The sequence below is a fragment of the Pseudoalteromonas sp. JC3 genome (assembly GCF_030291895.1).
Taxonomy (GTDB): domain Bacteria; phylum Pseudomonadota; class Gammaproteobacteria; order Enterobacterales; family Alteromonadaceae; genus Pseudoalteromonas.
Genome location: NZ_CP127855.1, coordinates 862,599 through 888,042, shown reverse-complemented (window position 1 = coordinate 888,042; position 25,444 = coordinate 862,599). Strand labels below are relative to the sequence as shown.

The following is a 25,444-nucleotide window of genomic DNA, read 5'->3' as shown; positions in this document are numbered from 1 at the left end:
TTGCAGCTCTACCTCAATTTTTCTATATGGGCTCGCGACTAGAGACAAGATTAAAAAGCGAACCGACTAATACCAAGTGTTTAATGCTGTGTGATAACCCAAGTCCTCAAGTGCAGCGCTTGGTTTTACTCACAACTACTGACCAAAGCAGCCGCTGATGTATTATGGCGACTCAGTGTTTGCTCAAGTGCAGACAACACTGAAGCTTGGGCACTGTGAATATAAAAATGCCCACCAGCGAACCCTTGTTGCGATAATGGATGACGGGCGTGTTGCTGCCAGGCCAGTACTTCGCTAACACTGATTAAGTCATCGTGACCATAAAAAGTGGTTACCGGCACGGTTATTTGCGAAGAGCTCGGTGGCGTAAACGAGCGCAATGCGCGATAGTCAGCGGCCAGCACCTCAAGCGTCATCTCCAATAAATCAGCATTGTCAAATAGCATGTCTGGCGTTCCTCCCTGCGCTCGCAATTCAGCAATGAGCGCTTGCCGATCATTAGGTTCTGGGTAGCGCTCAGGATGAATAAACTGTGGCGCAGGACACGCCGATAGCATCAAGGCGTTAGGCAAAGGTAAATTGCGCTGTTGCAACTGCAGTGTGACGCCATAGGCAAGCAAAGCTCCCATGCTGTGGCCAAAAAAAGCATAATCACCGGTCATCTCATGCTGATAACACTGAAGTATCGCACTCACTTGCTCGTGGTAGTTTTCGACTTTCTCTTCATCTAACCTAGGGCCTCTTCCTGCAAGCTCAATGGGCACTAGCTTTATCCAGCTAGGCAATTGCCGACTCCAACGTAAGTACATTGAGGCACTCGCCCCAGCACAAGGCAGGCACAACAGCTTAATGCTTGATGTACTCACGCGTCACCTTGTTGCGCTTGCTCAGCCATCCACTGACGCAAAGAGGCAGGTCGCATATCTGTCCAGTGCTCGTTAATGTAGCTTTGCACGTGGGCCTTATCGCCCTGAACACCCGCTACAGCTTGCCAACCCGCAGGTACCGCTTTCCACTCGGGCCAAATTGAATATTGTTCTTCTTGATTAATAAGCACGATGAAGGTTTCATCTTCGCGGTCAAAACAGCTCACAGACATGACATCTCCTGATAAATATTGCACTGCTACTATAGGCAGTCGGTTTACATTCTGATGAGGTTGGGTAGCCATGAGGTATGTATCTCCGTGCTACCTTCTCAACATGCCAATAAATTTGGCGATATTGCCTCTGTAGACGAATAGAAATGCGAATTGTTTAAAGAAAAAAGCGTCTATATTCTGATTTTTTACCAGTGCAGATAATTGAACGCGTATAGGAGGGGGATTGCGGCCTAAATATGCTTAGCCGCTAAGCGGTTATCAAGTTAAACGCAGTGATAGTGTTGGCTTGCACTGCGCTCAACTTTAACCACTCAGGTTATTTATGCAGCTGCCTCTTCACGCTGATAAAGTTGGCCGTGCTCCATTCGCAACAGTCGATCGGCGCAGTCAAAATACTTATCGTCATGAGAGATAACCAACAGCGTTTTACCCTGCGCTTTAAGCTCTGGTAATAACTGGCGATAAAACACCTCTTTAAATATAGGATCTTGGTCCGCCGCCCATTCATCAAAGACTAAAAACGGACGCTGCTCTAAATGGGCTACCACCATGGCTAGTCGCTTTCTTTGCCCTTGAGATAACGCACGCGTTGAAAATGCACCATTGGCAACATGCACTTTACGATTAAGTTGGAGCTTTTCTAACAGTGAGTTTGCGGCCGCATCTAATTCAGCCGAAGGAATATCCAGCAATTCTTCAAACAAATAAAAGTCAGAGAAAATTGCGGTGAAAAGCTGCCTATACTCATCTAGATCTTCTGGGTTAATGGTTTTGCCATCTAAGCGAAGTTGACCAGTATTACTCTTGTATAATCCGACCAACATCTTAGCCAGCGTGGTTTTGCCACTGCCATTACCGCCAACCAAAAAGACAATTTCCCCCGGTTTAAATGATAAATCGATAGGTCCAAGTGTGAATAAATCATCAGAAGGTTCATGATAAAACTGATGTGTTAATCCGCTTAATTCAAGCTGCTTAAACGAAGATGGCGCATTCGGTAAGTGCTTTTCTTTCGCTCCTTCGGATAAATGCGCGGTGACAGCTTCAATGCGCGCAGCTGATGCTTTCGCTATATTGGCCGCGGGCAGAGCTTTTAGTAAGTTCTCTAAGGGCGCAATCATATATATAAAGACCAACGCAAAGCCCGTTAGTATTTGGGTACGCTGCGCTGAATCTGCTACCAGCGCGAACAAAACCGCGCCAATAAATGCGTAGATTAAGAAATTTCCCCAAGCGGTAGAAATAACAAAGACAGACATGCCCACCGTCCGTTGCTTACGAACCGATTCAATGGAATCTCCAAGCACGTTATCTGCAAATCGCTGTCTTTTACCAGCATGTAAGCGTAGCTCTTTGGCACCATCAACCAAAGCACTAAAGTGTCCAAACAAACGATCTTGCTCTTTTGCTGCACTATTTAAATAGCCGATGGCTTTGAGATGAACCAAATGATAGCCAATAGAGCCTAAACCCAAGACCACCAGCGCCATCACAAATACATCCAGCGATAACCAAGCAATGAACGCCATACAACCAATAACAATTATACCGTTGACAACGATCACCGGTAAACGGACGAAAAACTCAGCGACCTTTAAGCAGTGTTCAGACAGCGCTGATTGCACCTTGGCTCCGCCCACTTCTTCAAGTTGACGATAATCTGCTTGCAGCACCTTATCTGAAATATGCCTTCTCAGCACAGCGTGTGCCTGTTGACTCAATCGCTCAAACAATGTTGAAGCCACCACCTGAAAAACCAGCACAGCCACCACCAAGGCCACAAAAATACCAAAAAATTGATTGGCTTCTTGTTGTGATGAATTCAATACCTTATTAATTTGCGTGAGTAACAATACGGCACACACACCGCAGATTGCACTCGTGAACACAGCCGCACCTAACAACCATTTTGATTGACGAATTAAATACCCAAGCACACGATTTCCTCATAATTCAATTACTGAGTCTGATAGCAACAAGACGAAGCACTTCTAAAGTTGTTTAACGAAAGTCTAAAAAAAACTAGATTTATACCAATTTACCTAAATGTTGAGGCCAGAAAATCTTGTCTTTAGTCAGACAAAAATTTTGCTATTTAGTTGTTCTAACTGATAAATTTTTAACACAGCTCGCGTCAGATTTAATCCCTCCAAATCGAGCAAGTATGAAGTCAAACTGGTATTGTCTGCCTAAAGGCGAGCAACTTACTCACCAGCGGGCAAATTAAGGTGTTGCTTAGCGCCAAAAAAATCACTGAGCACCGTTAAATAAATCTGCTCGATTTCCAGTAAATCACTTATGGGTAAACACTCATTGGCTTGGTGTATCGTGTCGTTTTTAACACCACATTCAATCGTTTGGGTGTGACCATTGGCAAAAAAACGCCCATCAGACGTGCCTCCAGCGGTGTTTACTATGGGGTATCTCGCAGTACACCGCACGATGGCGTTTTCCACTAAGTTTAAGAACGAATTTTCCATATCTGCACTGGTATAGTAGGGGTTACATGCCCTTGACCAATCTAGACTCAGGTTGTCTTTAAATCTTGCTAAGTGATTTTCGATAATGCCGATGATCTCTTGATTACTATACCCATGGCTGTATCTAATATTGAAATTAACCTGGCACGCTTCAGGTACGATATTATCCACATCAGTCGTCGTATTGACGCCCGTGACTTGAAGGGTTGTTTTGACATCTGGCTGGTCTTTTTGCCACTGTAAACCGCACAGTGTCGCCACTATTTTACCCGCGATATGTGCTGCATTGATCGTTTGTTCGGGATAAGCGACATGGCCTGCTTTCCCTTCAATTTTTATGGCACCTGAGATTGAGCCGCGGCGACCATTTCGGATCACATCACCCACTCGATTGTGCGACGTAGGCTCTCCAACAAGGCAAGCGTCAATCGTTACACCATCTTGACTGAGTCGCTCGACGATTCGCTTGGTACCAAATTCAGCTTCCCCCTCTTCATCGGATGTCAGCAACCAATAGAAAGTGCCTTTAAGCTTTTGCTTCGAAGCCAGTAAGACTCGTGTGGCACTCAGCATGGCAGCAATGCCCCCTTTCATATCGGACACGCCCCTGCCATAAATAACATCGTTTACGACAGTCGCTTTAAATGGATCGGAATGCCAATGCTCCTGCTCAGCGGGGACAACATCAACATGACCAGAAAATGCAAAACTTGGACCTTCAGAAAAAACCTGCTTGGCTATAAGGTTACGCACTCCATTTTCTTCAAACCATGAGGTTTCAAACCCGAGTTCCTCAAGATATTGGGCGATTGTTAAGATCAACCCGGCATCACAAGGCGTCACAGACGGCGCTGCAATGAACTCCTGTAGAAGACTTATAGAGGTACTTATTTGGGTTATTTTTTTAGTTAGTTCTTGCATGTAGAGCCTAGTTCCCAAGCCGAATATTTGTTTTTGTTGCACACCACTTTTAGGCAGCAACCACGACACTCAGACTAGTGACGAAACTAAACTAAATTTTTTTACATAAGATTATTGATTTGTCGGCGTTCGGTATTTTTTACCCCGCCAAAACATGTAATTTGACCATTAACTGAATTTTTCTAGTGCCGTTTTTGGCAGATAACAGCCAAACAAACATAAGCACTACAGTAATGTGGGAGTTTGAGACTAAAAGGCGGTATTAAATTAATGAAGTTGCGCTTCGTCATTAACCATAAACCTCTATAGCTGTTCGTTTCAATGCTGCCGAATTTAGTGCCTTTTTTTAAACCTCCTTATGATACGTATGCGCAAGGTGTTGACCTCACCCCTTTACGATCTACAGCGACTTTTTCTGAGTTATTAGAGTCACCACATTTTATCGACCACATAACTCGCTTTAGCTTAGAGAGAGGCGTAACGAAATCAAGGGCTCAAGCCTCCGTGTGGCATATGTATTACACCTTCAATATTTTTCCAAGCATCATCGTGAGCCATTCATTATTGCTAACACCCTTGCCACTAAAGCTTTGCGAATTGAGCTACAACCCTGAGCAGCTCAGCATTTTGCTGCCGCATCAAGGTAAAGCACTTAAAAACAGTGACACAGAAACACGCTATCACGACTTGTTGTTCAATCACTTATCACCGCTTCACGACCTGCTACACCAAGCTTTTGGCGTAAAAGAGCGGACGTTATGGAGTAATTGCTTTTATCGCTTGAATGACTTTTTCGACATTATTATGGGGCTTGTGGGTACGCATCCAACATTGCTTCAAGATAAACAAATACTGACTACATCCGCCCACTTAGGGGCGCTAAAGAATCCGCTTAAGTTTGCCGAAATAACCGCACATGATCCGAGTGGCAAATATCAAATCCGCCCTGAATGCTGCCTTCTCCACGACCGAGAAAATGGCAATTACTGCCGCGACTGTCCCAAACACAAGCACAATATGGTGCAAAGAAAAGCCGCGTTAAGTAACCTAAGCAAACTGAGGAAAAACGTCTCGATAGAATGAAGCTTTCTCAGCCATCACTAACGCAGCCCGCTTATGAGGAAAATCAAACTCAAACTGGCTATGATAGCCAAGTTCTGCAATGCGAGTGAGTAACCTTGCATTATCATGGCGAGGCTCTAGTACAATGCGCTGAGTATCTTCATGCCCTAAATAAATAAGGTGACTTAAACTGGTCATCCAAGCACGAAAATTTTCGGGACCTCTGCATGATTGCTCGCCAACTAATAAATGGATGCCTCTATCTTTAGGCTGCCACTCATAATATCCCGCTAACTTATCTAACTCAGCCCAATAGACTTCAACATAGCCAAATGGCTGTTCATCAAAATACACGATAAGTGGCAAACTATAGTTGTCTGCTAAGCGTTCGCTGAGATACTGCCATTGCTTTTCTTCTGACCACGCCTGCTGCCAAAAATGTGCAACTCGAGGATCGTTCATCCACTGACAAAATAGTGGTAAATCCGCTTTTGAGATCAGCTTAAAGCGCACTGTCTTATTGATCTGCGGGTTGTGATACGAGGCAAGCTCTGTACCTTGCAGCGCGGTTTTGTCGGCACAAGGGAATTGCTGCCACAAAGGGTGAATTGAATACATACTTTTCCACTTAAATTACACAAACGACTGTCATTGAAGCGACAAAGCCCGTTTGAAAGATTTAGTAACCGAGTCATGAGGTTACATGCACTCTGTTTAGTAGACGGTGACTAAGGGAATTAATTTAAGGAAAGCGCGATTTGTAGGCACGCTAGTTCATTTTTTTCTGATACATGTATTTGTCTGCTCGAGAGAATAAACTGGTCATGCTTTCAAACTTACTGTCGCTCTTGGCAAATCCCGCAGAAAAACCACACTTGGGGAGCTTTTTCTTTTTTAACGCCTGATAGAAATTAGCCTCACTTTGAAAAATAAAGTCGTTTACTGCTTCTTCATTATCTCGTTGTACAATAGCCAGAAACTCATCGCCGCCATAGCGCCCAATAATATCATCTTCGCTACTTGCGGCTTTCAAGGCTTCAGCCAAACTTTGTAACACCTGATCTCCAACTTCATGACCATAGCTGTCATTTATCGGTTTAAAACCATCTAAATCAAGAAAGACACAGTAAAGCGCACCACCCAGTTTTAAGGCAATATCACGCTTATGTTCACCGAGTATTTCAGTCGCACGGCGATTTAGTACTTCAGTCAACGGATCTTGCATCGCTATCGCTTTGATTTTGCTATAGCGCTCAATCATCACCAAATCGTCTTCTAGCATATCGCGTAAGTGTTCAATAAACTCAACCAACGAAGCGTTGTAATTTGTAGGCTTAAAATCCATCACACACAATGTGCCAAACGATTTTCCATTGGGCCAGTGGATTGGTACACCCAAATAAGACTCAAAGCCATCATTGGCAACCTCAGGGTTATCGTCCCATTGATAGTTTACGCTGGCGTGCTGCTCATATAGATTGCGATTATTAGCGACAACATGCTTACAAAAGATATTGGTTTCTTGCGGTATAAAACCACCTGCAGGATACGGGTTTTCTTCTTGGTCACTTGCAATCATCACTGCAAAACCGTCTTCTTTTTTTTGTACCACAAACGCAGCAGGCGCCGAAAAAATCTTCGCCATCAAATCGACTGTTTTTTGCCATTTTAATAATGTTTGTTGTGAGGCTTCTGGTTTGAGCAAGTCAGCATACGGCACAGTAATACCATTTAATTCAATTACATTTTATCTAAACAGTATAGCGGACAGCTGAAGAGTGGATGAATTATTGTTTCAAAGGAAAACGGTGTGGGCAACACGCTGACAGGTGCGTCAGCGTGTATTGGGAGGTTACGGCTTTAATGCTACTTTTCTATCGTTGTAATAGGCAATCAAATCATCAACGGTTTGCTGACAATACTCACGGATCCCAGAAACTAACATGTGCTTTTCACCATAACCGACTTTAGTGCCGTTCGACAGCAAGTTAAAACGCAGGTTGATTTTGCCACGTTTGCCTTCATAGCTAAACTCAGGTTTAGCCGCTTCCAATGTTACTTCCGTTACCGATATATCATCCATATGAATAGACATAGATTCGTATATCACCATTGGCCTTGCTGGGTTTATCATTACCTCTTGCTCACCCATCAATGGGATGATCACATGAGGAAAGGTAGTGCCTGAAAATTCTACGTAATTTCTCGTCAAACTATTGATGAGCGTTGGGCACGTGCTGGTTTCGCCAGCGCGCGACACGGACAGCATCACTTTATCATTTGCGGTAATATCAAATTGTGCAGCACCTTCTGGCAATGTAAGGGTTGTTGTTTCATCAACCATGCCCACGAAGCTAAACTCCATATTCTCGCTTAAGCCGTAGTGCTTTAACACTAAGGAGAAAAGTAGATCACCCGGTACACAAAACTTCTTTGCATCGATGTCGTGCAGTGGGTTGTAGTCGTCCGCGACTCCTTTTGCAAATAAACTCCCCTGCTCTCTGGTAATGGTGATCTCATTTGCTTGTTGTTGATAATACGGCTCTAACATCGCTACTTTTCTCTAACCTCTATGATAAAACTGCGCCATGTTACCAGAATTTTCTGAAATAGAGGTCATATCTGTTACGATAATCTGTTAACAAATATTACATTGACCGGACTTGGCACTAAAAGTTAGCGAAGTTATTGAAAACAATGACCTCGCTAACCTCTGTTTAGAGTTAAGTTACATTAACCCTTGTAATGGCTCAGCGCCCCACGTAAAGAGTAACAAAGCTGAAAGTGCAATAAAGATAAGGTATGCAACAACACCCGATTTCATGACAGGCGTGCTGACTGCATGTTCTTGCTTACCAGTAACTAATGTCTTTACTAGGTTTTGACCTTTTAGGCGATACACCACAATAGCAAATATATGCAGTGCAATGGCGGCAATTAACAGCTCAATATTGGTGTGATGTATATCGCCTGCTAATTCAACTAAGTCGTAAGATACATATTGTGCAAGTGGGCCTTCCACCAAAATATCATCTGTTGTCATCAAGCCAGAAACAAGCTGGACAATGATCAGCACAAAAAATAGCAGCACCATCAAACTTCCCGCAGGATTATGTCCGACATGGCTTTGTTTTGATTTAATGGCCGATAAAATTGCTTTAGGTGAATGAAATAACGCGCTTAATTTAGCGGTTTGGCTACCAATGACACCCCAAATTAATCGCGCTGCCATCAGTGCTAACAATAAATAGCCAGTAACAAAGTGAAGATCCATCATGCCTTCTTCACCGGTAATATATAAGGTTACTAGTCCTGCTACGAGCAGCCAGTGAAACCCGCGGATAAATCCATCCCACACTTTGGTCATCGTTTATTTGCCCCATAGGTAAAAATCATTGCAATGATGACAGGTTATAAAACTCAGCACAAAGAGTTAAGGTTAAATAACCGCTTATCTTGATTTGGCACCGTATTTCGCGTCCAATTTATATACATCTGTCCGATGTTTGTTAGGCTTTTAGACATGTTTTTGCCGCAAACTTCTCAGCTCCGAGTAATAATGTTCTATAGTAAACTGGTATTTGCTTTGCGGGGTTGGAGCGATAATGAAATATTTACTGCTAATGCTGCTGTTATTTGGTGCGTGCTGCAACGCAAAAATATTGCTGATCTCGAATGAACCTGCCGATGAGCAAAGACTTTTTAGCAAACAAGCCCATAGTTTAGAGTCAGATACCAACAACTTGCTTTTAAACCAGTTTGGCCGAGATTACTTTGACTTTAACATTGTCACCCCAACCAAGCTTAACCAATTACTAGCAAGCGAAGAGCCTGTGTGCGCGGTGTCTCGCCTAAAAACCCCAAGTCGCCAGCAAGCCTTCTTGTTTACCATCCCCATCCACCTATATCCGAGCCATAGATTATATTACTTCAAACAGCACACCCCAATGGATGCCAGCCTTGTGAACGCCACGGGTAAGCTAAAGTCGCTTGCAAGTTTAATGGCTTACTATCCACAGACCACTATCATCAAAGAGGTCGGCAAATCTTATGGCAATACCATTGACTCTGCATTAGCGCTACTTGAACCCAAAAATGTTGCCATTAGACCGTATAAAACCTCAGCACAAACCATTATGGAGCAGTTTAGTGCAGGTAAAGTCGACTTTATATTAGCCTACCCCGCTATTTTTCAGCAAAGCTTTCCAAAGGACAAAGCCCATCTAGTGGGCTCATTACCGATTGCAAATAACCTCCCTCATCTTGAAGGCCATATTGCTTGTAGCCACACCCAAAAAACACGAGCATTTATCGACAAGGCCAACCAGATGATCCGTGCACTATATTCCACCAGTACCTACTTAACCACACACTTAAAATATCTCCCCAAGCAAGATCACGCATTGATCACCAGGCGGCTTGCGATGCTAAGCGCCAAATATCAACATACTCCTGCAAAATAATTTCAACTGCGGTTGCACAAGGGTCATACTTAGTCTAAATTAAATCGCACACGATTAAATCACAAGAGACTAAAAATGACGACACTCTATCAGTTTGAAGCAAACACGTTACAAGGTCAGGCATATCACTTTACCGACTTACAAGGCAAAGCTGTCCTTATTGTTAACACGGCCAGTGAGTGTGGATTAACACCACAATATGAAGGACTCCAAGAGCTACACCAAAAATACGCGGATCAGGGACTTGTGATCATCGGCTTTCCCTGCAATCAGTTTGGTAAACAAGAACCCGGCGATGCAAAACAAATTCAAGAAGGCTGCTTAATCAACTATGGTGTTGATTTTCAGATGATGGAAAAGATTGAGGTTAATGGCGATAAAGCACACCCACTGTATCAATACCTAAAGTCCGCGCTTCCAGGGCTATTTGGTAATAAAATCAAATGGAACTTCACTAAGTTTTTATTTAACCAGCAGGGTGAACCCGTTAAGCGCTATGCCCCAATCACCAAGCCTGAACAAATAGCCAAAGATATTGAAAAGTTACTAAATGAGTCAATCTAACCCGCAGCTCAATCTCGATAACCAGATCTGTTTTCGGCTATATAGTGCATCAAGACAGGTTACACGACTCTATCAGCCGTTACTCAAAGAGGTTGGGCTCACGTATCCGCAATACATAGTGTTATTGATTTTATGGGAGCAGGACGGACAGCTCGTGAAAGAAATAGGAGAACGAGCTGAACTCAATAGCAACACCCTAACACCGCTCCTTAAGCGCTTAGCAGAGCGTGGTCTCGTTACCCGTAGCAAAAATCCTGATGATGAACGACAAACCTTCATTCACTTAACTCAAGCAGGTAAAATCCTCGAGCAATCATGCGCTTGTATCCCAGCACAAATGATGGCAAAAGCGGGCTTAAGTATGGAGCAAATTCAACTGTTAAGGCAGTCTCTTGATGTGTTGATGGCACAAGGAAAGCGGTAAACACGATACATTTCGGACAATAAAAAAGCCGCTACATCAGCGGCTTTTACAATACGGTCTCGCTATTATGCAATAGACGGGTACTCACGGTATGCTTTTTCAAGCTTTTTCGCTTGCTTTTTAGATACACCAATATGCTCTAGTGCCACTCTTAAACGCGCACGAGAAAGGTCTGAACCTAACACTTCCATCGCATCTACTACTGAGGTCGATGAGGTTTTGCCTGTAATAGCAACGAAGATAGGCTCTAAGAACTCTTTGATCTTTAACTCATGGTGTGTCGCCACAGCCTTTGCAATAGAGAAGATCTCAGACTTGTTCCACGTACGCAGCTTTTCCAATTCCCAAATAAAGAACTGCAGAGCTTGACGAACCACTTCTTCGTCCGCTTTACCAGCCGTTAATAACGCTGGATCGTATTCAGGTAAGCCCGCCACAAAGTGGCCTGCTAGCCCCACCAAATCAGATAGCGTGTTGATACGCGCCTTGGCTTCAGGAAGTACGCGAGCCAACATATCACCGTTAAACTTCCAGTCGACAAAGCGCTGGATAAGTTCTGCATCGGTTAGGTTTTCGCGGATCCACAGACCGTTTAACCAGTTAAGCTTGTCAATATCAAAGATAGGTCCACCAAGCGATACGCGCTTCATATCAAAGTGTTCAATCATCTCAGCCAAAGTGAACTTTTCACGCTCATCCGGCATTGACCAACCCATACGACCTAAATAGTTAAGTAGTGCTTCTGGTAAGAAACCCATTTCTTTGTAGTAGTTAATTGAAGTTGGGTTTTTACGCTTTGACAGCTTAGACTTATCAGGGTTACGAAGTAGCGGTAGGTGACCAAGTACAGGAGCTTCCCAGCCGAAGTCTTCGTACAGTTTTAGTAGTTTAGGCGCAGAGTTGATCCACTCTTCACCACGGAAGATATGGCTAATTTCCATGTGATGATCATCTACTACGTTTGCAAGAAAGTAAGTTGGGAAGCCGTCGGCTTTCAACAACACTTGCATGTCTACGTTTTCCCATGGGATCTCAATTTCACCGCGTAGGTAATCGTTAAACTTAAACGTGCCTTCTTCTGGGATTTTCATGCGAATTACGTAAGGCTTGCCAGCTTCAAGGTTTGCCTTTACTTGTTCTTCAGATAAACGTAAGCCACGGCCATCATATTTAGGGCGTAAGCCTTCTGCCATCTGCTCTTCACGCATTTGGTCTAGCTCTTCAGCCGTTGCAAAGCAGTAAAACGCTTTACCATCATCTACAAGCTGCTGTGCAAACTTTTTGTATAAGTCAGAACGCTCTGATTGACGGTATGGACCAAACTCGCCACCCACATCCGGACCATGATCCCAGTCAAGCCCTAACCAGCGCAGGCTGTCCATGATAGCTTGCTCAGATTCAACAGTACTACGTACCTGATCGGTATCTTCAATTCGTAATACAAACTCACCACCTTGCTGCTTGGCAAAGCAATAGTTGAATAAGGCAATATAAGCCGTTCCTAAATGCGGATCACCGGTTGGAGAGGGTGCGACACGAGTACGGATAGTCATCAAAATTCTCTTAAAAATGGATTAGTCGATTAATGGCGCTATGCTAGCATAGCGCCTGATTAGCGCATAGTAAGGCGCGTGAATTAAGCTGCTTTTTCCAGCTTTTCTAGATAAGCAACAATATCATTGGATTCGTACAGCCAAGTGACTTCGCCTTGCTCTTCGATTCGCAAGCATGGCACCTTCACTTTACCGCCCTGCTCTAGCAGCTCTTGGCGATATTGCTCATCATTTTTGGCATCACGGGTTTCAAGCTTTAGCCCTTCACGCTTGGCAGCGCGGCGCACTTTAACGCAAAATGGACATGCCTTAAATTGGTATAACTTTAAGTTTGCCGTCATAGCATCTAGCTTTTGCTGTTGTTCTGCGGCACGTTTTTTACTGCGTGGGGTAAAAATAAAATCAAAAAGTAAAATCAGACGTCCTAAAAACCATCTTACAAATTGCATAACGTTTCCCAAACCTTTTGCTAAATTCGCTAAAAAATAGGTTGGGGAGTTTAGCATAATCTTTAAGCGCTATATATAAGCGGAGCTTAAAACAACTCTATTTCTGCACATGCGTATTGTGATTCAGCTAACCCTAAAGCGAGGTAGTTGGTAACTTGGTTTCTGCCATTTTCTTTTGAGTGATAAAGCGCAAGATCGGCTTTATGAACTTGCTCAGAAACTTGTAGTGTATCGACCACTTCAGTAAAACCTAGGCTTACAGAAACATGCTCTACTTGCGGAAATCGGCTGGAAGCTATTGTACTTCTCAAGCGCTCAAGTGCTACTGCAGCAGAGTCATCATTGCGACTTTGAAATAGCACCGCAAACTCCTCTCCGCCGTAGCGAAACACATAGTCTTCTGCTCTAAAGTTAGCTTTGATCTTTTGCGCTACCAACAGGATCACTTCATCGCCAATCACATGACCAAAATTGTCGTTTACCTGTTTAAAGTGATCGATATCTACCATCGCTAAATACCACTTGCGGTCTTCACTGTCATCACGGCATACCGTAAACCCGTCCCCATTGGTTATTTCCATGACTTTTTCATCAAACGTTTGGCGATTGAGTAGCTCGGAAAGCGGATCGATACGAGCAAAGTGCAATGTTGCCATTTGATGCGCAAAAACAGTGAGTAAGTGCTTCATTAAAGTCGCAGTGGTGAGATTTACTTGACCTTCTATATATAAAAAACCAACGAGCTGAGCTTGGTGATAAAACGGGATAACACTATCGCCGTGGTATTGAATGAGGTGTTTGTCATCTTGACGCTGCTGTAATTTATCTACCACGGCATCTACCGGTCCCACCACAACACAAAAATCGCGATGGCTCACAAATATAGACTTTGGGACTTCTTTTTCCGATAAGCTTTTACTGAAATAAAATGCATAGCTTTCCCCACAAACATCGGAGATAACCCGCTCAAGGGCCTGCATTAGCACCAGTTCACTCTTTTGCGCCAAGAGCTCTAAAGTAAGTTCGTGACCACAGGGTGAATAGCTAATCGACATTCAAGGCCTCTCAATAAAGTTGACTCTTGATAAGTGTAGAACAGCTCTCTGAATTTACAGTAATTTATAGGCTAATTTAATACTTCTTGTTGGCTATGTTGATTTAAGAGCACCAAATTATCGCGATGGATGATCTCCTCTGCACTTTCAAAGCCAAGACACTGCGCAAATTCACTACTATGACGGCCAATTACCAAACCAAGTTCTTGATTACTTAAGCTAGTTAAACCTTGTGCCTGTAGCGTGCCTTGTTGGCAAAACACTTGAACCAGCTCACCACGTTTAAATTGCCCTTCAATCGACACGATACCTTTTGCTAGTAAACTTGCTCCTTGATTACATACCGCATTGATTGCGCCACTATCACAAATTATTTTACCGGTTGATTTAGGGCCAGACAGCAACCAGCGCTTGCGCCCTTCAACCGGAGCGTCAAACTTCAAAAACGTCGTGCTTGGTGCGGTTTGCGTAAGTACTTGCGGTAAAATGTCGTATTCACTGCCTTTTGCAATCACGACATCAACGCCTGCTCGTTGTGCGATGTCGGCGGCTTGCAACTTAGTCGCCATACCACCCGTGCCAAGTTGTGTGCCACTGCCACCAGCTAGTGCTCTAAGTTCGTCGTTTATATGTGTTACTTGCTCTATCAACTGCGCATCTGGATTGGCTCTGGGATCTGCGGTAAAAAGACCATGCTGATCGGTGAGTAATACCAATTTATCAGCATTTGCTAAAATTGCGACGTAAGCAGAGAGGTTATCGTTATCGCCAACTTTGATTTCAGACGTTGCCACCGCATCGTTTTCGTTGATGATAGGCACGACATGATGTTCTAGAAGTTTAGTAAGCATATCCCGTGCCGTTAGATAACGTTCGCGGTGCTCAAGATCGGCTCGTGTCAGTAGCATTTGTGCCACATTAACGTCGTAAATACTAAACAATGACTGCCATAAATGGATTAATTGACCTTGTCCAATCGCAGCCAACATCTGTTTTTCAGCGAGTGAATGACCAATTTGTTGCTGCAATACACCGCGCCCAGCAGCAACAGCACCGCTAGATACAACAATGACCTGATGACCAGCTTGACGCAACGTTACACACTGCCTTACCAGCTCAACAAGTCTGGGCTTGTTTAAGGTCTGGCTGCCTGCAGTTAAGACACTTGTGCCGAGCTTGATAACAATGGTTTGTTTATTGTTTTTGGTCATAGTATTTGTTGGTTTTTACAGCGATAGAGCTTCGTTATACCACGGACCTTCCCCCCTCCCAAGTAATAATACCAATTGCATTGGTATAAACTCATGAATTTTATTTCTAACTCAGAGTGAATTGGTATAATCCGCCGCACTGATTTCGATCAAGGCTTTTTTGCACCGCGTGTGAGAGAGTGTTCACCATTCAATGAAAGAATAATTAGCTGAGTTCAGAATGAAAAAACACAAAAAGAACAAAGAGATTATGATGCTACCTTTGCTGTTTGTAGTGATCTTAATGTGTGTGGGTGGCCATTTTATTTTGCAACCTAGCTACAAAGACAGCCACATTGTCGAATACTCTCTAGCTGCACTGCCGTTTTTAATGTTTGCCGTCGTGATTGTCGCTATCAAAATAGCCATAAAAGCAGATAACGATGAAAACAATGAGGGTGAGGGCTAAAGTATCCCTCACATTGGTTATAGAGGATGATAACCAAACCACAAAGGGGTAAGCGGTGTTGATTGGCCACTGTGGGTGAGCTTGATATTTAAGTTTTGATCAAATAAATCGATGGCAAAACAGTCATCTACATCATGTAAATCGTCTTTATGAATATGGCTAAAACCGTTAAGCAAAAACGCTTTTGCCTTCTCTTTTGCTTCATCGGCATTCGTTGCAACGAACAGCCCAAAGTCATGCGCCTCAGCTAAACTATCTGGCTTATATCCTCCCAAGTTCACAAAATACAAATGCTCAGCTTGCTCAACACGCTCTTCGGTAAGTTCAATGGCATAGCCATCGGCATGTTCAATGATTGTGTAGCTATCCATATGCACCGAGTTTTTATCACCAACCCATTGCTGCTTTAATTTGGGATAAGCTTCTTCAATTGTATTTGCCGCGACAAAGCGCACATCATGCATTTCAATATGGCAACCTTGAATACGGCCGCCTAGGTATACAACAAACAACTTCACTTTGACACTCCACTCCTTTAAAACCCAAGTATACTCTCAACGCAAAGACTTGGCTTTATTGAGTTAGATGATTATTCTGAATAAATACTCTCAGTGAAGGACAATATAATGAAAAAAACATTCCTCGCGCTTTTGGCTAGCTTTAGCCTGTCAACAACAGCTCAAGTAACCTTAATTCACAATGTAAATGGCTATACGCCCACTAAATCGCAGCAAATTGAGCGCTTTTCTTCTTTGGTAATTAAAGACGGTAAAGTCGTAAAAACAAGTGCAAAGGATCTTAGTACCCAATACCCGAGTGCAACCAAATTTGATGGTGAGGGAAAAACCCTATTACCTGGTTTAATTGATGCGCACGGTCATATCATTGGCCTTGGCAATAATTTACTCACACTCGACGTGCGCGGTAGCAAAACCATTGCAGAAGTAGGAAAACGGCTTAGCCACTACGCAAAAGCCCATGAAGGTGAATGGATAATAGGTCGAGGCTGGGATCAAACCTTATGGCCCGGCGGACAATTCCCAACCGCAGCCGATCTCGACAAATACGTAAAAGATAAGCCCGTCATGCTCACTCGAGTAGATGGTCACGCTATTTGGGTAAACTCAAAAGCGATGGCGCTTGCAAACATTTCGAAATCAACAAAGACACCGGAAGGCGGTGAAATCATTACACTGAATAGCGGTATGCCGAGCGGGATCTTTATCGACAAGGCAGAAGACCTTATTCGCACTCATGTCCCAGCTCAGTCGGATGCACAAGTAAACAAGGCGCTTAATAAAGCCGGAGAACACTTGCTGAGTTTAGGCATTACCTCAGCTCATGATGCCGGGATTGACCACACCACGTGGCAGGTTTACCAAGCACGCGCCAAGGAACACTCAATGCCTCTGCGCGTCTACGCTATGCTAAGTGCAAGCTCCCCCAAACTCGCAGAGATGTTGGACGCCGGAGTGCTCAAAGATACACGAGATCAACTCTCTATTCGTAGTGTAAAAATCTATGCTGATGGTGCACTTGGCAGCCGAGGCGCGGCACTTATTCGCGACTATCATGACCGCAAAGGCCACAAAGGGTTAATGCTCGAAAACCAAGCGACGCTTGAAGCATTGATCACCCAAGCCATACGCAGCGGCTACAGTGCACACACGCACGCCATTGGCGATAGAGCGAATCGCATCGTGCTAGACTCATATCAACACGTTTTTAAAAAAGCAGGTGGAAGACTGCTCAGAAATCGCATTGAGCACGCACAAATTGTCCATCCGGATGATATCCCCCGCTTTAAGACGTTAGATATTATTCCATCAATGCAGCCTGTTCATGCCACATCTGATATGCATATGGCCGAAAAGCGCCTAGACGACAAACAGCTTAGCGGCGCTTACGCATGGCAAACATTCTTAAAGCAAGGAAGTAGAGTGGCGGCGGGTTCTGACTTTCCAGTGGAGCTCGCAAACCCTTTCCATGGTCTGCATGCCGCTATCACCAGACAAGACCATCAAGATTTACCCAAGGATGGCTGGCGCCCAACAGAAAAGCTAACCAGAGAACAAGCACTCCAAGCATTTACTGTTGATGCTGCGTATGCCGCATTTCAAGAGTATAAACTGGGAAGCTTAGAACAAGGAAAGTGGGCCGATTTTATCTTAATAGACCAAGATTACTTTACCGTAAGCGAAGATAAAATTGATGATATTAAAGTCGAGCAGACGTGGATTGCAGGTGAACTTAAATATCAGCGTTGATCTTTTTGTAATTTCACCAAGTGGTAGGTGTTAACTAGTGCCAGTAGACCATTAGTTAACGCCACCGGCCAAGCTTGGATAAGTGCACCATAGGCGGTAAAACAAATACAGCCCATTAAATTGAACCAACGCAACTTAGCAACATCGCTCATCATCAAAGAAACGACCAAAAAAGCAGAGGCTAAATAGCCTAAATATTCCCAACTCATTTGTCCTCTCCCCTAAGTTGCGTTAGCATATAGTTTATGCTCGAATTTACGTATCGAGCAGAATAAAAAGGCTAACCCACAAGCCCCTAGAAATTAGCACCAATAAATTAGCTCTAACACGGGAAGTGGGGGTTTAATGGTAATATCGTTTATTAAATTCTTCGCCACAGCGCTGAGATAAAACCGATACTACTTAAACGGTGTGAGTTAGCGTAAAACTGAAAAATTCATGCTAACGTCATTATAGTTTAATAAATAGGACATTTGTCCGAAGAGCCATCTAGATGTTTCAATATCATTTTTCAACCAATTTGGTAGAACAGTTACTCGCTTTTGCTGGTAATAGTTTTCAGCACAGCAAAAAAGAAGTCTTGATCCACCAAGATGAACCATTGAGTAAACTCATATTGGTGACCAGTGGCACTGTGTCTTTTAGTTATGATGTCGGTAACGGTCGTCGTCTATTACTCGGACAACTGGACTGTAACAACACGCTAATTGGCGAAATCGAAGCGCTGAATCATCAGCCTTGTATTTATACCGTGACTTGCTTGAGCGATGTAACCTATCACCTCATTGAGCTAAAATATTGGCGAAAATTACTGCTTGAGCAGCCGGAGCTGAGCCTATATACCGCGCAAACCATCGCTGCTAAGTTTACTGAAAACCAAAAGATAAACTTAGACAAGTTGCTGTTGCCGCTGAGCTACAACATTGCTAAAGACTGCTTATTACGTGCCGAGAATTCGAATCCAACATTACTTCGTGCCTATTCAACGGTAAGTGCTGAAGCCGAAAGATTTGCGACCACTGAGCGTGCATATCGTCGGGTGGTAAGTGAATTGGTAGAAAAGGGCTTGATAGTACGTAGTAGTGAAGGCTTAAAGCCAGTCGATGTTGACGCGCTTGAGGATTTTGTTGATAGCTTCGCGCAAGCTTAATTTTTCGCGGTTAGAATAACTAGGGCGAGTACTTTCTCGCCCTTGAGTACTGATTAACTTATTTTGCAAATAGGTGTTTAATATTTGCTAAGTCAGACTTTCCTTCCACTAATTCTTCCGGTGTTAAACCTGACAGCTCGTGAGGGAATACCAACCACTCATCAGACTCATGAATAAAATAATCTGGTGTCATTGGTACTTTTTTGTTTGCTGGCTTGTAGTATGGGCAAGCAACACGAATATCGCGAGGCAAGTTCAGGCGCATTAACTCTGCAAGCTTTTCTTTCAACGCAAAAATACTGCGGCCAGAATCAAACACGTCATCAACGATTAGTAATGAATCGTCAGCGTTTGCATTTTCAACAATGTAATGCAAACCGTGAACTTTGATTTCTTTAGATTGCTTACCAATGCCATAGTAAGAAGAAGTACGTACTGCGATATGATCAGTCTCTATACCTTTGTAATCGTAGTATTCTTGAACTGCGATACCAATAGGCGCACCACCACGCCAAATACCGATAATAAAGTCAGGTCTAAACCCGTCTTCATAAACTTTAGCGGCTAAGCGAAATGAATCTTCTAGCAATTGTTGCGCTGTGATATAGCACTTATCTGACATAAATACCCCGTTAGGAAGCCCGTGTGATGGTGACAAGCAGCAAGCGCTGCCAATTGATACCAATTACAATTGTTTGCAAGCCATAGGCACTTGTGTGATTGGTATAACCGAATATTTTAACGTAAAGCGCAATAAAATGCTGCAATAATAGTGTCTTTTTATTTTCATTTTTTGATTTGAGGAGCCATATTCTAAAGTTAAGGATCGCCGGGTGAACCGGCTCCTACGCAAAGTTCAATGGGTGAACAGACACCTGCGTAGCATTATTTAATTGGTGGGAGCGAGTTCACCTCGCGATAGTTTTCAACAGATAAAAATAAGGCCGCGGTGGGCGGCCTGTATCGGTTATTCTTCGGTATCTACGCTGGCGTCATTGTCTTCTGGTGTCTCAACACCATTGTGCTCCAGATCATAGCTATCTACGCGCTGTAATCCGCGCGGTAACTTATTACCTCTGCGCCCTCGCTCACCGTAATAGTGCTCTAAATCACTCGGCTTTAAGGTTAGCTTGCGCTTACCTGCATGTAAGGTAACAGAAACGCCTTCAGGTACTACCGCTAACACTTTGACAAACTCTTCGCGGCTTTGCACTTTCGCGCTAGGGATAGAGATAATCTTATTCCCCTTACCTTTACCAAGCTTAGGTAAATCACGTAATGGGAATAGCAGCATTCTGCCTTCGCTCGAAATCGCCATACACATATCGGTGGCAACATCAAATACCTGGATAGGAGCCATCAAATGCGCACCTTTTGGCACGCTAACGAACGCTTTACCATTTTTGTTTTTGCTCACCATATCAGCAAAGTCACTGATAAAACCGTAACCGCCATCGGTCGCCATCAGATAAGTCGATTTCTCTTCGCCCATGACCACATGTTCAAAGTTACATCCTGACGCTAAGTTAAAGCGTCCCGTCATCGGTTCACCCTGACTCCGGGCTGAAGGTAAGCTATGCGCATCGGTTGCAAAGGCTCGCCCTGAAGTATCTAAGAACACCGCAGGCTGATTACTCTTGCCTTTCGCAGAGGCTTTATAACAGTCTCCTGAGCGGTAGCTTAGCCCTTCGGCATCGATATCATGGCCCTTCGCAAAACGCGCCCAGCCTTTTTCAGATAGCACAACAGTTACAGACTCTGATGGGATCAAATCTTTTTCGCTAAGCGCTTTGGCTTCACCACGCTCAACTACCGGTGAGCGTCTATCATCGCCATACAATTCAGCAGCTTCTTGGATTTCTTTTTTCATCAACGTCGACATACGACGCTCAGAGCCTAAGGTTTTTTCCAATCCATCACGCTCTTTTTCAAGCTCATCCTGCTCACCACGGATCTTCATTTCTTCAAGCTTTGCAAGGTGGCGTAATTTCAGGTCTAGAATTGCTTCTGCCTGCTTATCTGAAAGACCAAAACGCGCTATTAACTCTTCTTTTGGTTTGTCTTCGTTGCGAATGATTTCGATGACTTCATCGATATTCAAAAATGCAATCATCAAACCTTCAAGAATATGCAAACGCGCAAGCACTTTGTCTAAACGATACTGCAAACGTCTACGCACCGTTTCACGACGGAATACTAACCACTCAGATAAAATCTGACGCAAGTCTTTAACTTGTGGACGCCCGTCTAAACCAATCATATTGATATTAACACGGTAGTTCTTTTCAAGATCCGTCGTGGCAAATAGGTGCGCCATTAATGGCTCGACCTTAACTCGATTTGAGCGCGGTACGATGACGATACGCGTCGGATTTTCATGATCCGATTCGTCACGTAAATCCGCTACCATAGGGAGTTTCTTCGCTGTCATTTGTGCTGCTATCTGCTCTAGCACCTTGGCACCCGAACATTGATGTGGCAACGCGGTGATCACCACTTCGCCTTGCTCTTCGGTGTACACAGCACGCATCTTGATTGAGCCACGACCTGTGGTGTAAAGCTTTTTGATCTCTTCTTGCGGCGTAATGATTTCCGCATCGGTTGGATAGTCTGGCGCTTTGACCAATTCTAGAATTTCTTCTAGTTCGGTTTTAGGCTTATCCAATAACAAACAACAAGCTTCAGCAACTTCACGTACGTTATGCGGCGGAATATCGGTTGCCATCCCCACCGCAATACCCGTCACCCCATTCAGCAAGATATGTGGTAAACGCGCGGGTAACACTTGCGGCTCATCTAAGGTGCCATCAAAGTTAGCGGTCCAATCGACCGTACCTTGGCCAAGCTCTTTCAGCAGTACTTCTGAGAACTTAGATAAACGCGCCTCAGTATAACGCATCGCAGCAAATGATTTAGGATCATCCGCAGCACCCCAGTTACCTTGGCCATCCACCAGCGGATAGCGATAAGAAAACGGCTGCGCCATGAGTACCATGGCCTCATAACAAGCACTGTCGCCATGAGGGTGATATTTACCCAATACGTCACCAACGGTACGGGCAGATTTTTTGTATTTTGCTTGAGCAGATAAGCCCAGCTCACTCATCGCATATACAATACGACGTTGTACAGGCTTCAGGCCGTCACCAATATGTGGTAACGCCCTATCCATGATCACATACATGGAATAGTTCAGATAGGCATCTTCAGTAAAACGCCCCATCGGAAGTTGTTCAATGCCTTGCAAGGACAAGGCTTGAGGATCTGTCATGTTACACCTTACTTGTTGTTGTAGCTGATGCGATATATCGCATTGGCGTAATCATCGGAAACGAGCAGGCTACCGTCGTCGAGTTCTGCAATTGCGGCTGGTCGACCATGGGTTGTTTCGTTTTCCATAAAGCCGGTAAGGAAAGGTTCATAGCCTCTAATTTGGCCATCTTGCACATTTGCTCGCATTACTCGATAGCCCACTTTTTTGCTGCGGTTCCAAGAACCATGTTCAGCAACAAAAAGCTGATGCTTCATTGCCTTTGGAAATTGCTCGCCACGGTAAAAGTGAATGCCCAGCGGTGCAACGTGCGCTTGTAGTGCAAGTGCTGGCATGGCGTAGTCAGTCACCGATTTACCCTCGCCAAATTCAGGGTCTAGCACGCTGCCGCCATGAACATAGGGGAAGCCAAAATGCTGACCAATTTCGTCAACACGGTTGATTTCACATGGTGGAATGTCATCTCCCATCATGTCACGACCGTTGTCGCTGAACCATAACTTTCCAGTTACTGGGTGATAATCAAAACCCACTGAGTTACGCACGCCTTTGGCAATCGTCGAAAGCTTTTTCGTCTCAAGATTTAGTGAAAATATACGGCCAAACTTAGGGTCTTCGGCACAAATATTACAAGGCACGCCAACTGGAATGATCAGTTCGCCTTCCGGCGATACTGTCAGGTACTTCCAGCCGTGGTGGCGTTTGTCAGGCAAATCATCGAACACCACTTCTTTTACCGGTGCCTTGAGGTTTTTTGAGATTTGCTTAAAACGCACAATACGCTCAACTTCAGCAACATATAAGTCACCGTCTTTTAGGGCGATACCGGAGGGCATATTCAGCCCTTCTGCAACCAAGATTTTCTTGTCGGCTACGCCATCACGGTTGTTGTCAATGAGTGCGTGAACTTTACCCGCTTTACGAGAGCCAACATACACAGTGCCATCTTTGCCCACCGCCATTTGTCTCGCATTTTCAACATCTTTCGCAAAATAGCTCAGCTCATACCCTTTAGGTACTGAAAGGCGCGAAAGCATATCATTTGCCAGCGCAGGTGAGCTTAATAACGCTACTGCCAGCGTCGTCGCTACCGTGGTCAATTTACTATGTATTTTCATGTTAAACCTCTGCCTTATCTCCGTGCTGCTCAAGCCAAATTTTACGGTCGCTAGAGCGCTTTTTAGCTAACAGCATATCCATCATTTCGAGGGTTTGTTCAGGCTCATCTAATGTCAGCTGAACTAAACGTCTAGTATTTGGATCCATAGTGGTTTCACGCAATTGCAACGGGTTCATTTCACCCAACCCTTTAAAGCGCTGTACGTTGACTTTACCGCGTTTCTTTTCAGCCTCGATACGGTCTAAAATGCCCTTTTTCTCATCTTCATCAAGGGCGTAGTAAACTTCTTTACCAACATCAATGCGAAATAGCGGCGGCATGGCAACAAAAACGTGGCCCTTACGAACAAGCTCTGGGAAGTGCTTCACAAAGAGTGCGCATAATAAAGTTGCAATGTGAAGTCCGTCAGAATCCGCATCCGCGAGGATACATACTTTGCCATAGCGCAGGCCTGATAAATCTTCAGAGTCTGGGTCAATACCTAAGGCAACAGAAATATCATGTACTTCTTGCGAGGCTAAGATCTGTCCAGATTCCACTTCCCAGGTATTTAGGATTTTACCGCGCAGCGGCATGATTGCTTGAAACTCACGGTCTCGTGCTTGTTTTGCTGAGCCACCTGCTGAGTCCCCTTCCACCAAAAAGATTTCTGAGCGTTCGGTTTCACTCCCAGAACAATCGGTTAATTTACCCGGTAAAGCAGGACCCGAAGTGACTTTTTTACGAACCACTTTTTTTGCAGCACGCAAACGTTTTTGCGCATTGCTGATACACAGCTCAGCAAGTAACTCTGCAGTTTCAGTGTGTTCGTTTAACCATAAACTAAAGGCGTCTTTGACAATGCCAGACACAAAGGTAGCGCACGAACGTGATGACAGCTTTTCTTTGGTTTGACCGGCAAATTGTGGGTCTTGCATTTTAACCGACAAGACATAACTACAGCGGTCCCAAACATCATCAGGCGTCAGTTTCACGCCACGCGGGATCAGGTTTCTGAATTCACAAAACTCACGCATCGCTTCAAGTAAGCCCTGGCGTAACCCATTTACATGGGTTCCACCTTGTGCCGTTGGAATAAGGTTTACGTAGCTTTCAGCGATGGATTCGCCGCCCTCAGGCAACCAATGAAGCGCCCAATCAACCCCTTCGGTTGAGCCACTGAAACTGCCTGTAAATGGGGATTTCGGCAGCACTTCGTAGCCTTCAGCGCTGTCTTTTAGGTAATCCTCAAGACCTGCCTCGTAGTGCCATTCTTGCGTTTCTTTCGTCTGTTTATTTACAAAACGAATTCTAAGCCCTGGACACAATACAGCCTTAGCTTTGAGCAAGTGGTTTAACTTAGTAATTGAGAAGTTAGCTGAGTCAAAATAACTCGCGTCGGGCCAAAAGTGTACTGAGGTGCCGGTATTACGCTTACCAACGCTGCCGGTCACTCTTAAGTCTTCGACTTTATCGCCGTTTTCAAATGCCATTTCATAGATTTGCGCATCGCGTTTAACGGTAATTTCGACCCGAGTCGACAACGCATTAACAACCGATATACCCACCCCATGAAGACCACCGGAGAACTGGTAGTTTTTATTGGAAAACTTGCCCCCGGCATGAAGTTTGGTCAGGATCAATTCAACCCCAGGCACGCCCTCTTCTGGGTGAATGTCCACAGGCATTCCTCGACCGTCATCGATGACTTCAAAGGAGTTGTCTTCATGCAAGATCACGTCAATCTTGGTGGCATGTCCGGCTAAGGCTTCATCGACACTGTTATCGATAACCTCTTGGCCTAAATGATTAGGTCTGGTGGTATCGGTATACATGCCAGGACGGCGCTTAACTGGCTCTAAGCCATTGAGTACCTCAATAGCTTCGGCATTATAGTTTTGCTGACTCATAGGCTAGTTCTAGTT

At 44.3% G+C, this 25,444-nt stretch carries 25 protein-coding genes; 7 read left to right on the top strand and 18 right to left on the bottom strand.

The window, feature by feature from the left end:
* Positions 1 to 125 precede the first annotated feature (125 nt).
* The 4 genes from QSH61_RS03840 to dapE all read right to left on the bottom strand — a co-directional run bounded on the left by QSH61_RS03840 (position 126) and on the right by dapE (position 4,503).
* Positions 126 to 866 carry a thioesterase II family protein gene (locus tag QSH61_RS03840; protein ID WP_206471365.1) on the bottom strand — a complete coding sequence of 247 codons (741 nt, stop codon included), beginning with the start codon at positions 864 to 866 and terminating at the stop codon, positions 126 to 128.
* On the bottom strand, positions 863 to 1,171 hold the full coding sequence (locus QSH61_RS03835) for an MbtH family protein (protein WP_227387413.1): 309 nt from the start codon (positions 1,169 to 1,171) through the stop codon (positions 863 to 865). The genes QSH61_RS03840 and QSH61_RS03835 overlap by 4 nt, the downstream gene beginning before the upstream one ends.
* 251 nt (positions 1,172 to 1,422) lie before the next feature.
* Positions 1,423 to 3,039, bottom strand: coding sequence for a cyclic peptide export ABC transporter (locus QSH61_RS03830; RefSeq protein ID WP_206471366.1), 1,617 nt, complete (start codon positions 3,037 to 3,039; stop codon positions 1,423 to 1,425).
* Positions 3,040 to 3,306: 267 nt separating this feature from the next.
* The gene (gene dapE, locus QSH61_RS03825; RefSeq protein WP_206471367.1) at positions 3,307 to 4,503 is read right to left on the bottom strand and encodes a succinyl-diaminopimelate desuccinylase; all 1,197 of its coding nucleotides are present in this window, start codon (positions 4,501 to 4,503) and stop codon (positions 3,307 to 3,309) included.
* Between the two features lie 321 nt (positions 4,504 to 4,824).
* On the opposite strand from dapE, the gene QSH61_RS03820 reads away from it, so the two are divergent.
* The gene (locus tag QSH61_RS03820) at positions 4,825 to 5,586 is read left to right on the top strand and encodes an IucA/IucC family C-terminal-domain containing protein (RefSeq protein WP_174170310.1); all 762 of its coding nucleotides are present in this window, start codon (positions 4,825 to 4,827) and stop codon (positions 5,584 to 5,586) included.
* Here the strand turns inward: QSH61_RS03820 and QSH61_RS03815 are convergent.
* The 4 genes from QSH61_RS03815 to QSH61_RS03800 form a co-directional block, all read right to left on the bottom strand.
* Entirely contained in the window at positions 5,551 to 6,183 is a 633-nt protein-coding gene (locus tag QSH61_RS03815; RefSeq protein WP_174170311.1) for a GNAT family N-acetyltransferase, read from the bottom strand. The genes QSH61_RS03820 and QSH61_RS03815 overlap by 36 nt on opposite strands.
* Positions 6,184 to 6,334: 151 nt before the next feature.
* Positions 6,335 to 7,285: a sensor domain-containing diguanylate cyclase gene (locus QSH61_RS03810; protein ID WP_206471368.1), complete on the bottom strand. Its 951-nt coding sequence runs from the start codon at positions 7,283 to 7,285 to the stop codon at positions 6,335 to 6,337.
* Between the two features lie 132 nt (positions 7,286 to 7,417).
* Positions 7,418 to 8,116 (bottom strand): DUF3581 family protein, encoded by a 699-nt coding sequence (locus QSH61_RS03805; RefSeq protein ID WP_010607683.1) that lies wholly within the window; start codon positions 8,114 to 8,116, stop codon positions 7,418 to 7,420.
* Positions 8,117 to 8,293: 177 nt separating this feature from the next.
* Positions 8,294 to 8,932 (bottom strand): cytochrome b/b6 domain-containing protein, encoded by a 639-nt coding sequence (locus QSH61_RS03800; protein ID WP_102056190.1) that lies wholly within the window; start codon positions 8,930 to 8,932, stop codon positions 8,294 to 8,296.
* Positions 8,933 to 9,170: 238 nt separating this feature from the next.
* Here QSH61_RS03800 and QSH61_RS03795 point away from each other — a divergent pair, with 238 nt between their 5' ends.
* From QSH61_RS03795 to QSH61_RS03785, 3 genes are all read left to right on the top strand, one after another.
* On the top strand, positions 9,171 to 10,028 hold the full coding sequence (locus QSH61_RS03795) for a transporter substrate-binding domain-containing protein (protein WP_174170312.1): 858 nt from the start codon (positions 9,171 to 9,173) through the stop codon (positions 10,026 to 10,028).
* 75 nt (positions 10,029 to 10,103) lie between these two features.
* Complete coding sequence (locus QSH61_RS03790) at positions 10,104 to 10,592, top strand: glutathione peroxidase (RefSeq protein WP_010379179.1); 489 nt, start codon at positions 10,104 to 10,106, stop codon at positions 10,590 to 10,592.
* Positions 10,579 to 11,016: a MarR family winged helix-turn-helix transcriptional regulator gene (locus QSH61_RS03785; protein WP_102056188.1), complete on the top strand. Its 438-nt coding sequence runs from the start codon at positions 10,579 to 10,581 to the stop codon at positions 11,014 to 11,016. Before QSH61_RS03790 ends, QSH61_RS03785 begins: the two co-directional genes overlap by 14 nt.
* A gap of 65 nt (positions 11,017 to 11,081) precedes the next feature.
* On the opposite strand, the gene gltX is transcribed toward QSH61_RS03785, so the two are convergent.
* The 4 genes from gltX to proB all read right to left on the bottom strand — a co-directional run bounded on the left by gltX (position 11,082) and on the right by proB (position 15,284).
* Entirely contained in the window at positions 11,082 to 12,569 is a 1,488-nt protein-coding gene (gene gltX / locus QSH61_RS03780) for a glutamate--tRNA ligase (protein ID WP_010607688.1), read from the bottom strand.
* Between the two features lie 83 nt (positions 12,570 to 12,652).
* On the bottom strand, positions 12,653 to 13,018 hold the full coding sequence (locus QSH61_RS03775) for a glutaredoxin family protein (protein ID WP_026000901.1): 366 nt from the start codon (positions 13,016 to 13,018) through the stop codon (positions 12,653 to 12,655).
* A gap of 86 nt (positions 13,019 to 13,104) precedes the next feature.
* Complete coding sequence (locus QSH61_RS03770; RefSeq protein ID WP_174170313.1) at positions 13,105 to 14,073, bottom strand: GGDEF domain-containing protein; 969 nt, start codon at positions 14,071 to 14,073, stop codon at positions 13,105 to 13,107.
* 71 nt (positions 14,074 to 14,144) lie between these two features.
* The gene (gene proB / locus QSH61_RS03765; RefSeq protein ID WP_010607691.1) at positions 14,145 to 15,284 is read right to left on the bottom strand and encodes a glutamate 5-kinase; all 1,140 of its coding nucleotides are present in this window, start codon (positions 15,282 to 15,284) and stop codon (positions 14,145 to 14,147) included.
* A gap of 220 nt (positions 15,285 to 15,504) precedes the next feature.
* Here proB and QSH61_RS03760 point away from each other — a divergent pair, with 220 nt between their 5' ends.
* Positions 15,505 to 15,732: a hypothetical protein gene (locus QSH61_RS03760; RefSeq protein WP_010379194.1), complete on the top strand. Its 228-nt coding sequence runs from the start codon at positions 15,505 to 15,507 to the stop codon at positions 15,730 to 15,732.
* A gap of 17 nt (positions 15,733 to 15,749) precedes the next feature.
* Here the strand turns inward: QSH61_RS03760 and QSH61_RS03755 are convergent, their stop codons facing one another.
* Positions 15,750 to 16,250, bottom strand: a complete 501-nt coding sequence (locus QSH61_RS03755) for a DUF1543 domain-containing protein (protein WP_010607693.1) — start codon at positions 16,248 to 16,250, stop codon at positions 15,750 to 15,752.
* Positions 16,251 to 16,358: 108 nt separating this feature from the next.
* On the opposite strand from QSH61_RS03755, the gene QSH61_RS03750 reads away from it, so the two are divergent.
* Positions 16,359 to 17,999 (top strand): amidohydrolase, encoded by a 1,641-nt coding sequence (locus QSH61_RS03750; protein WP_174170314.1) that lies wholly within the window; start codon positions 16,359 to 16,361, stop codon positions 17,997 to 17,999.
* Here the strand turns inward: QSH61_RS03750 and QSH61_RS03745 are convergent.
* Positions 17,990 to 18,208 carry a YgjV family protein gene (locus QSH61_RS03745; protein ID WP_010379202.1) on the bottom strand — a complete coding sequence of 73 codons (219 nt, stop codon included), beginning with the start codon at positions 18,206 to 18,208 and terminating at the stop codon, positions 17,990 to 17,992. The genes QSH61_RS03750 and QSH61_RS03745 overlap by 10 nt on opposite strands.
* A 284-nt stretch (positions 18,209 to 18,492) precedes the next feature.
* On the opposite strand from QSH61_RS03745, the gene QSH61_RS03740 reads away from it, so the two are divergent.
* Positions 18,493 to 19,149 carry a Crp/Fnr family transcriptional regulator gene (locus QSH61_RS03740; protein ID WP_010607695.1) on the top strand — a complete coding sequence of 219 codons (657 nt, stop codon included), beginning with the start codon at positions 18,493 to 18,495 and terminating at the stop codon, positions 19,147 to 19,149.
* 58 nt (positions 19,150 to 19,207) lie between these two features.
* Here QSH61_RS03740 and QSH61_RS03735 read toward each other — a convergent pair whose 3' ends face one another.
* The 4 genes from QSH61_RS03735 to parE all read right to left on the bottom strand — a co-directional run bounded on the left by QSH61_RS03735 (position 19,208) and on the right by parE (position 25,429).
* Positions 19,208 to 19,771, bottom strand: a complete 564-nt coding sequence (locus QSH61_RS03735) for a phosphoribosyltransferase (RefSeq protein ID WP_010607696.1) — start codon at positions 19,769 to 19,771, stop codon at positions 19,208 to 19,210.
* Positions 19,772 to 20,116: 345 nt separating this feature from the next.
* Positions 20,117 to 22,420 (bottom strand): DNA topoisomerase IV subunit A, encoded by a 2,304-nt coding sequence (gene parC, locus QSH61_RS03730; RefSeq protein WP_102056184.1) that lies wholly within the window; start codon positions 22,418 to 22,420, stop codon positions 20,117 to 20,119.
* 8 nt (positions 22,421 to 22,428) lie between these two features.
* The gene (locus QSH61_RS03725; RefSeq protein ID WP_206471369.1) at positions 22,429 to 23,538 is read right to left on the bottom strand and encodes a PQQ-dependent sugar dehydrogenase; all 1,110 of its coding nucleotides are present in this window, start codon (positions 23,536 to 23,538) and stop codon (positions 22,429 to 22,431) included.
* A gap of 1 nt (position 23,539) precedes the next feature.
* Positions 23,540 to 25,429 carry a DNA topoisomerase IV subunit B gene (gene parE / locus QSH61_RS03720; protein ID WP_010607699.1) on the bottom strand — a complete coding sequence of 630 codons (1,890 nt, stop codon included), beginning with the start codon at positions 25,427 to 25,429 and terminating at the stop codon, positions 23,540 to 23,542.
* Between the last annotated feature and the right edge of the window lie 15 nt (positions 25,430 to 25,444).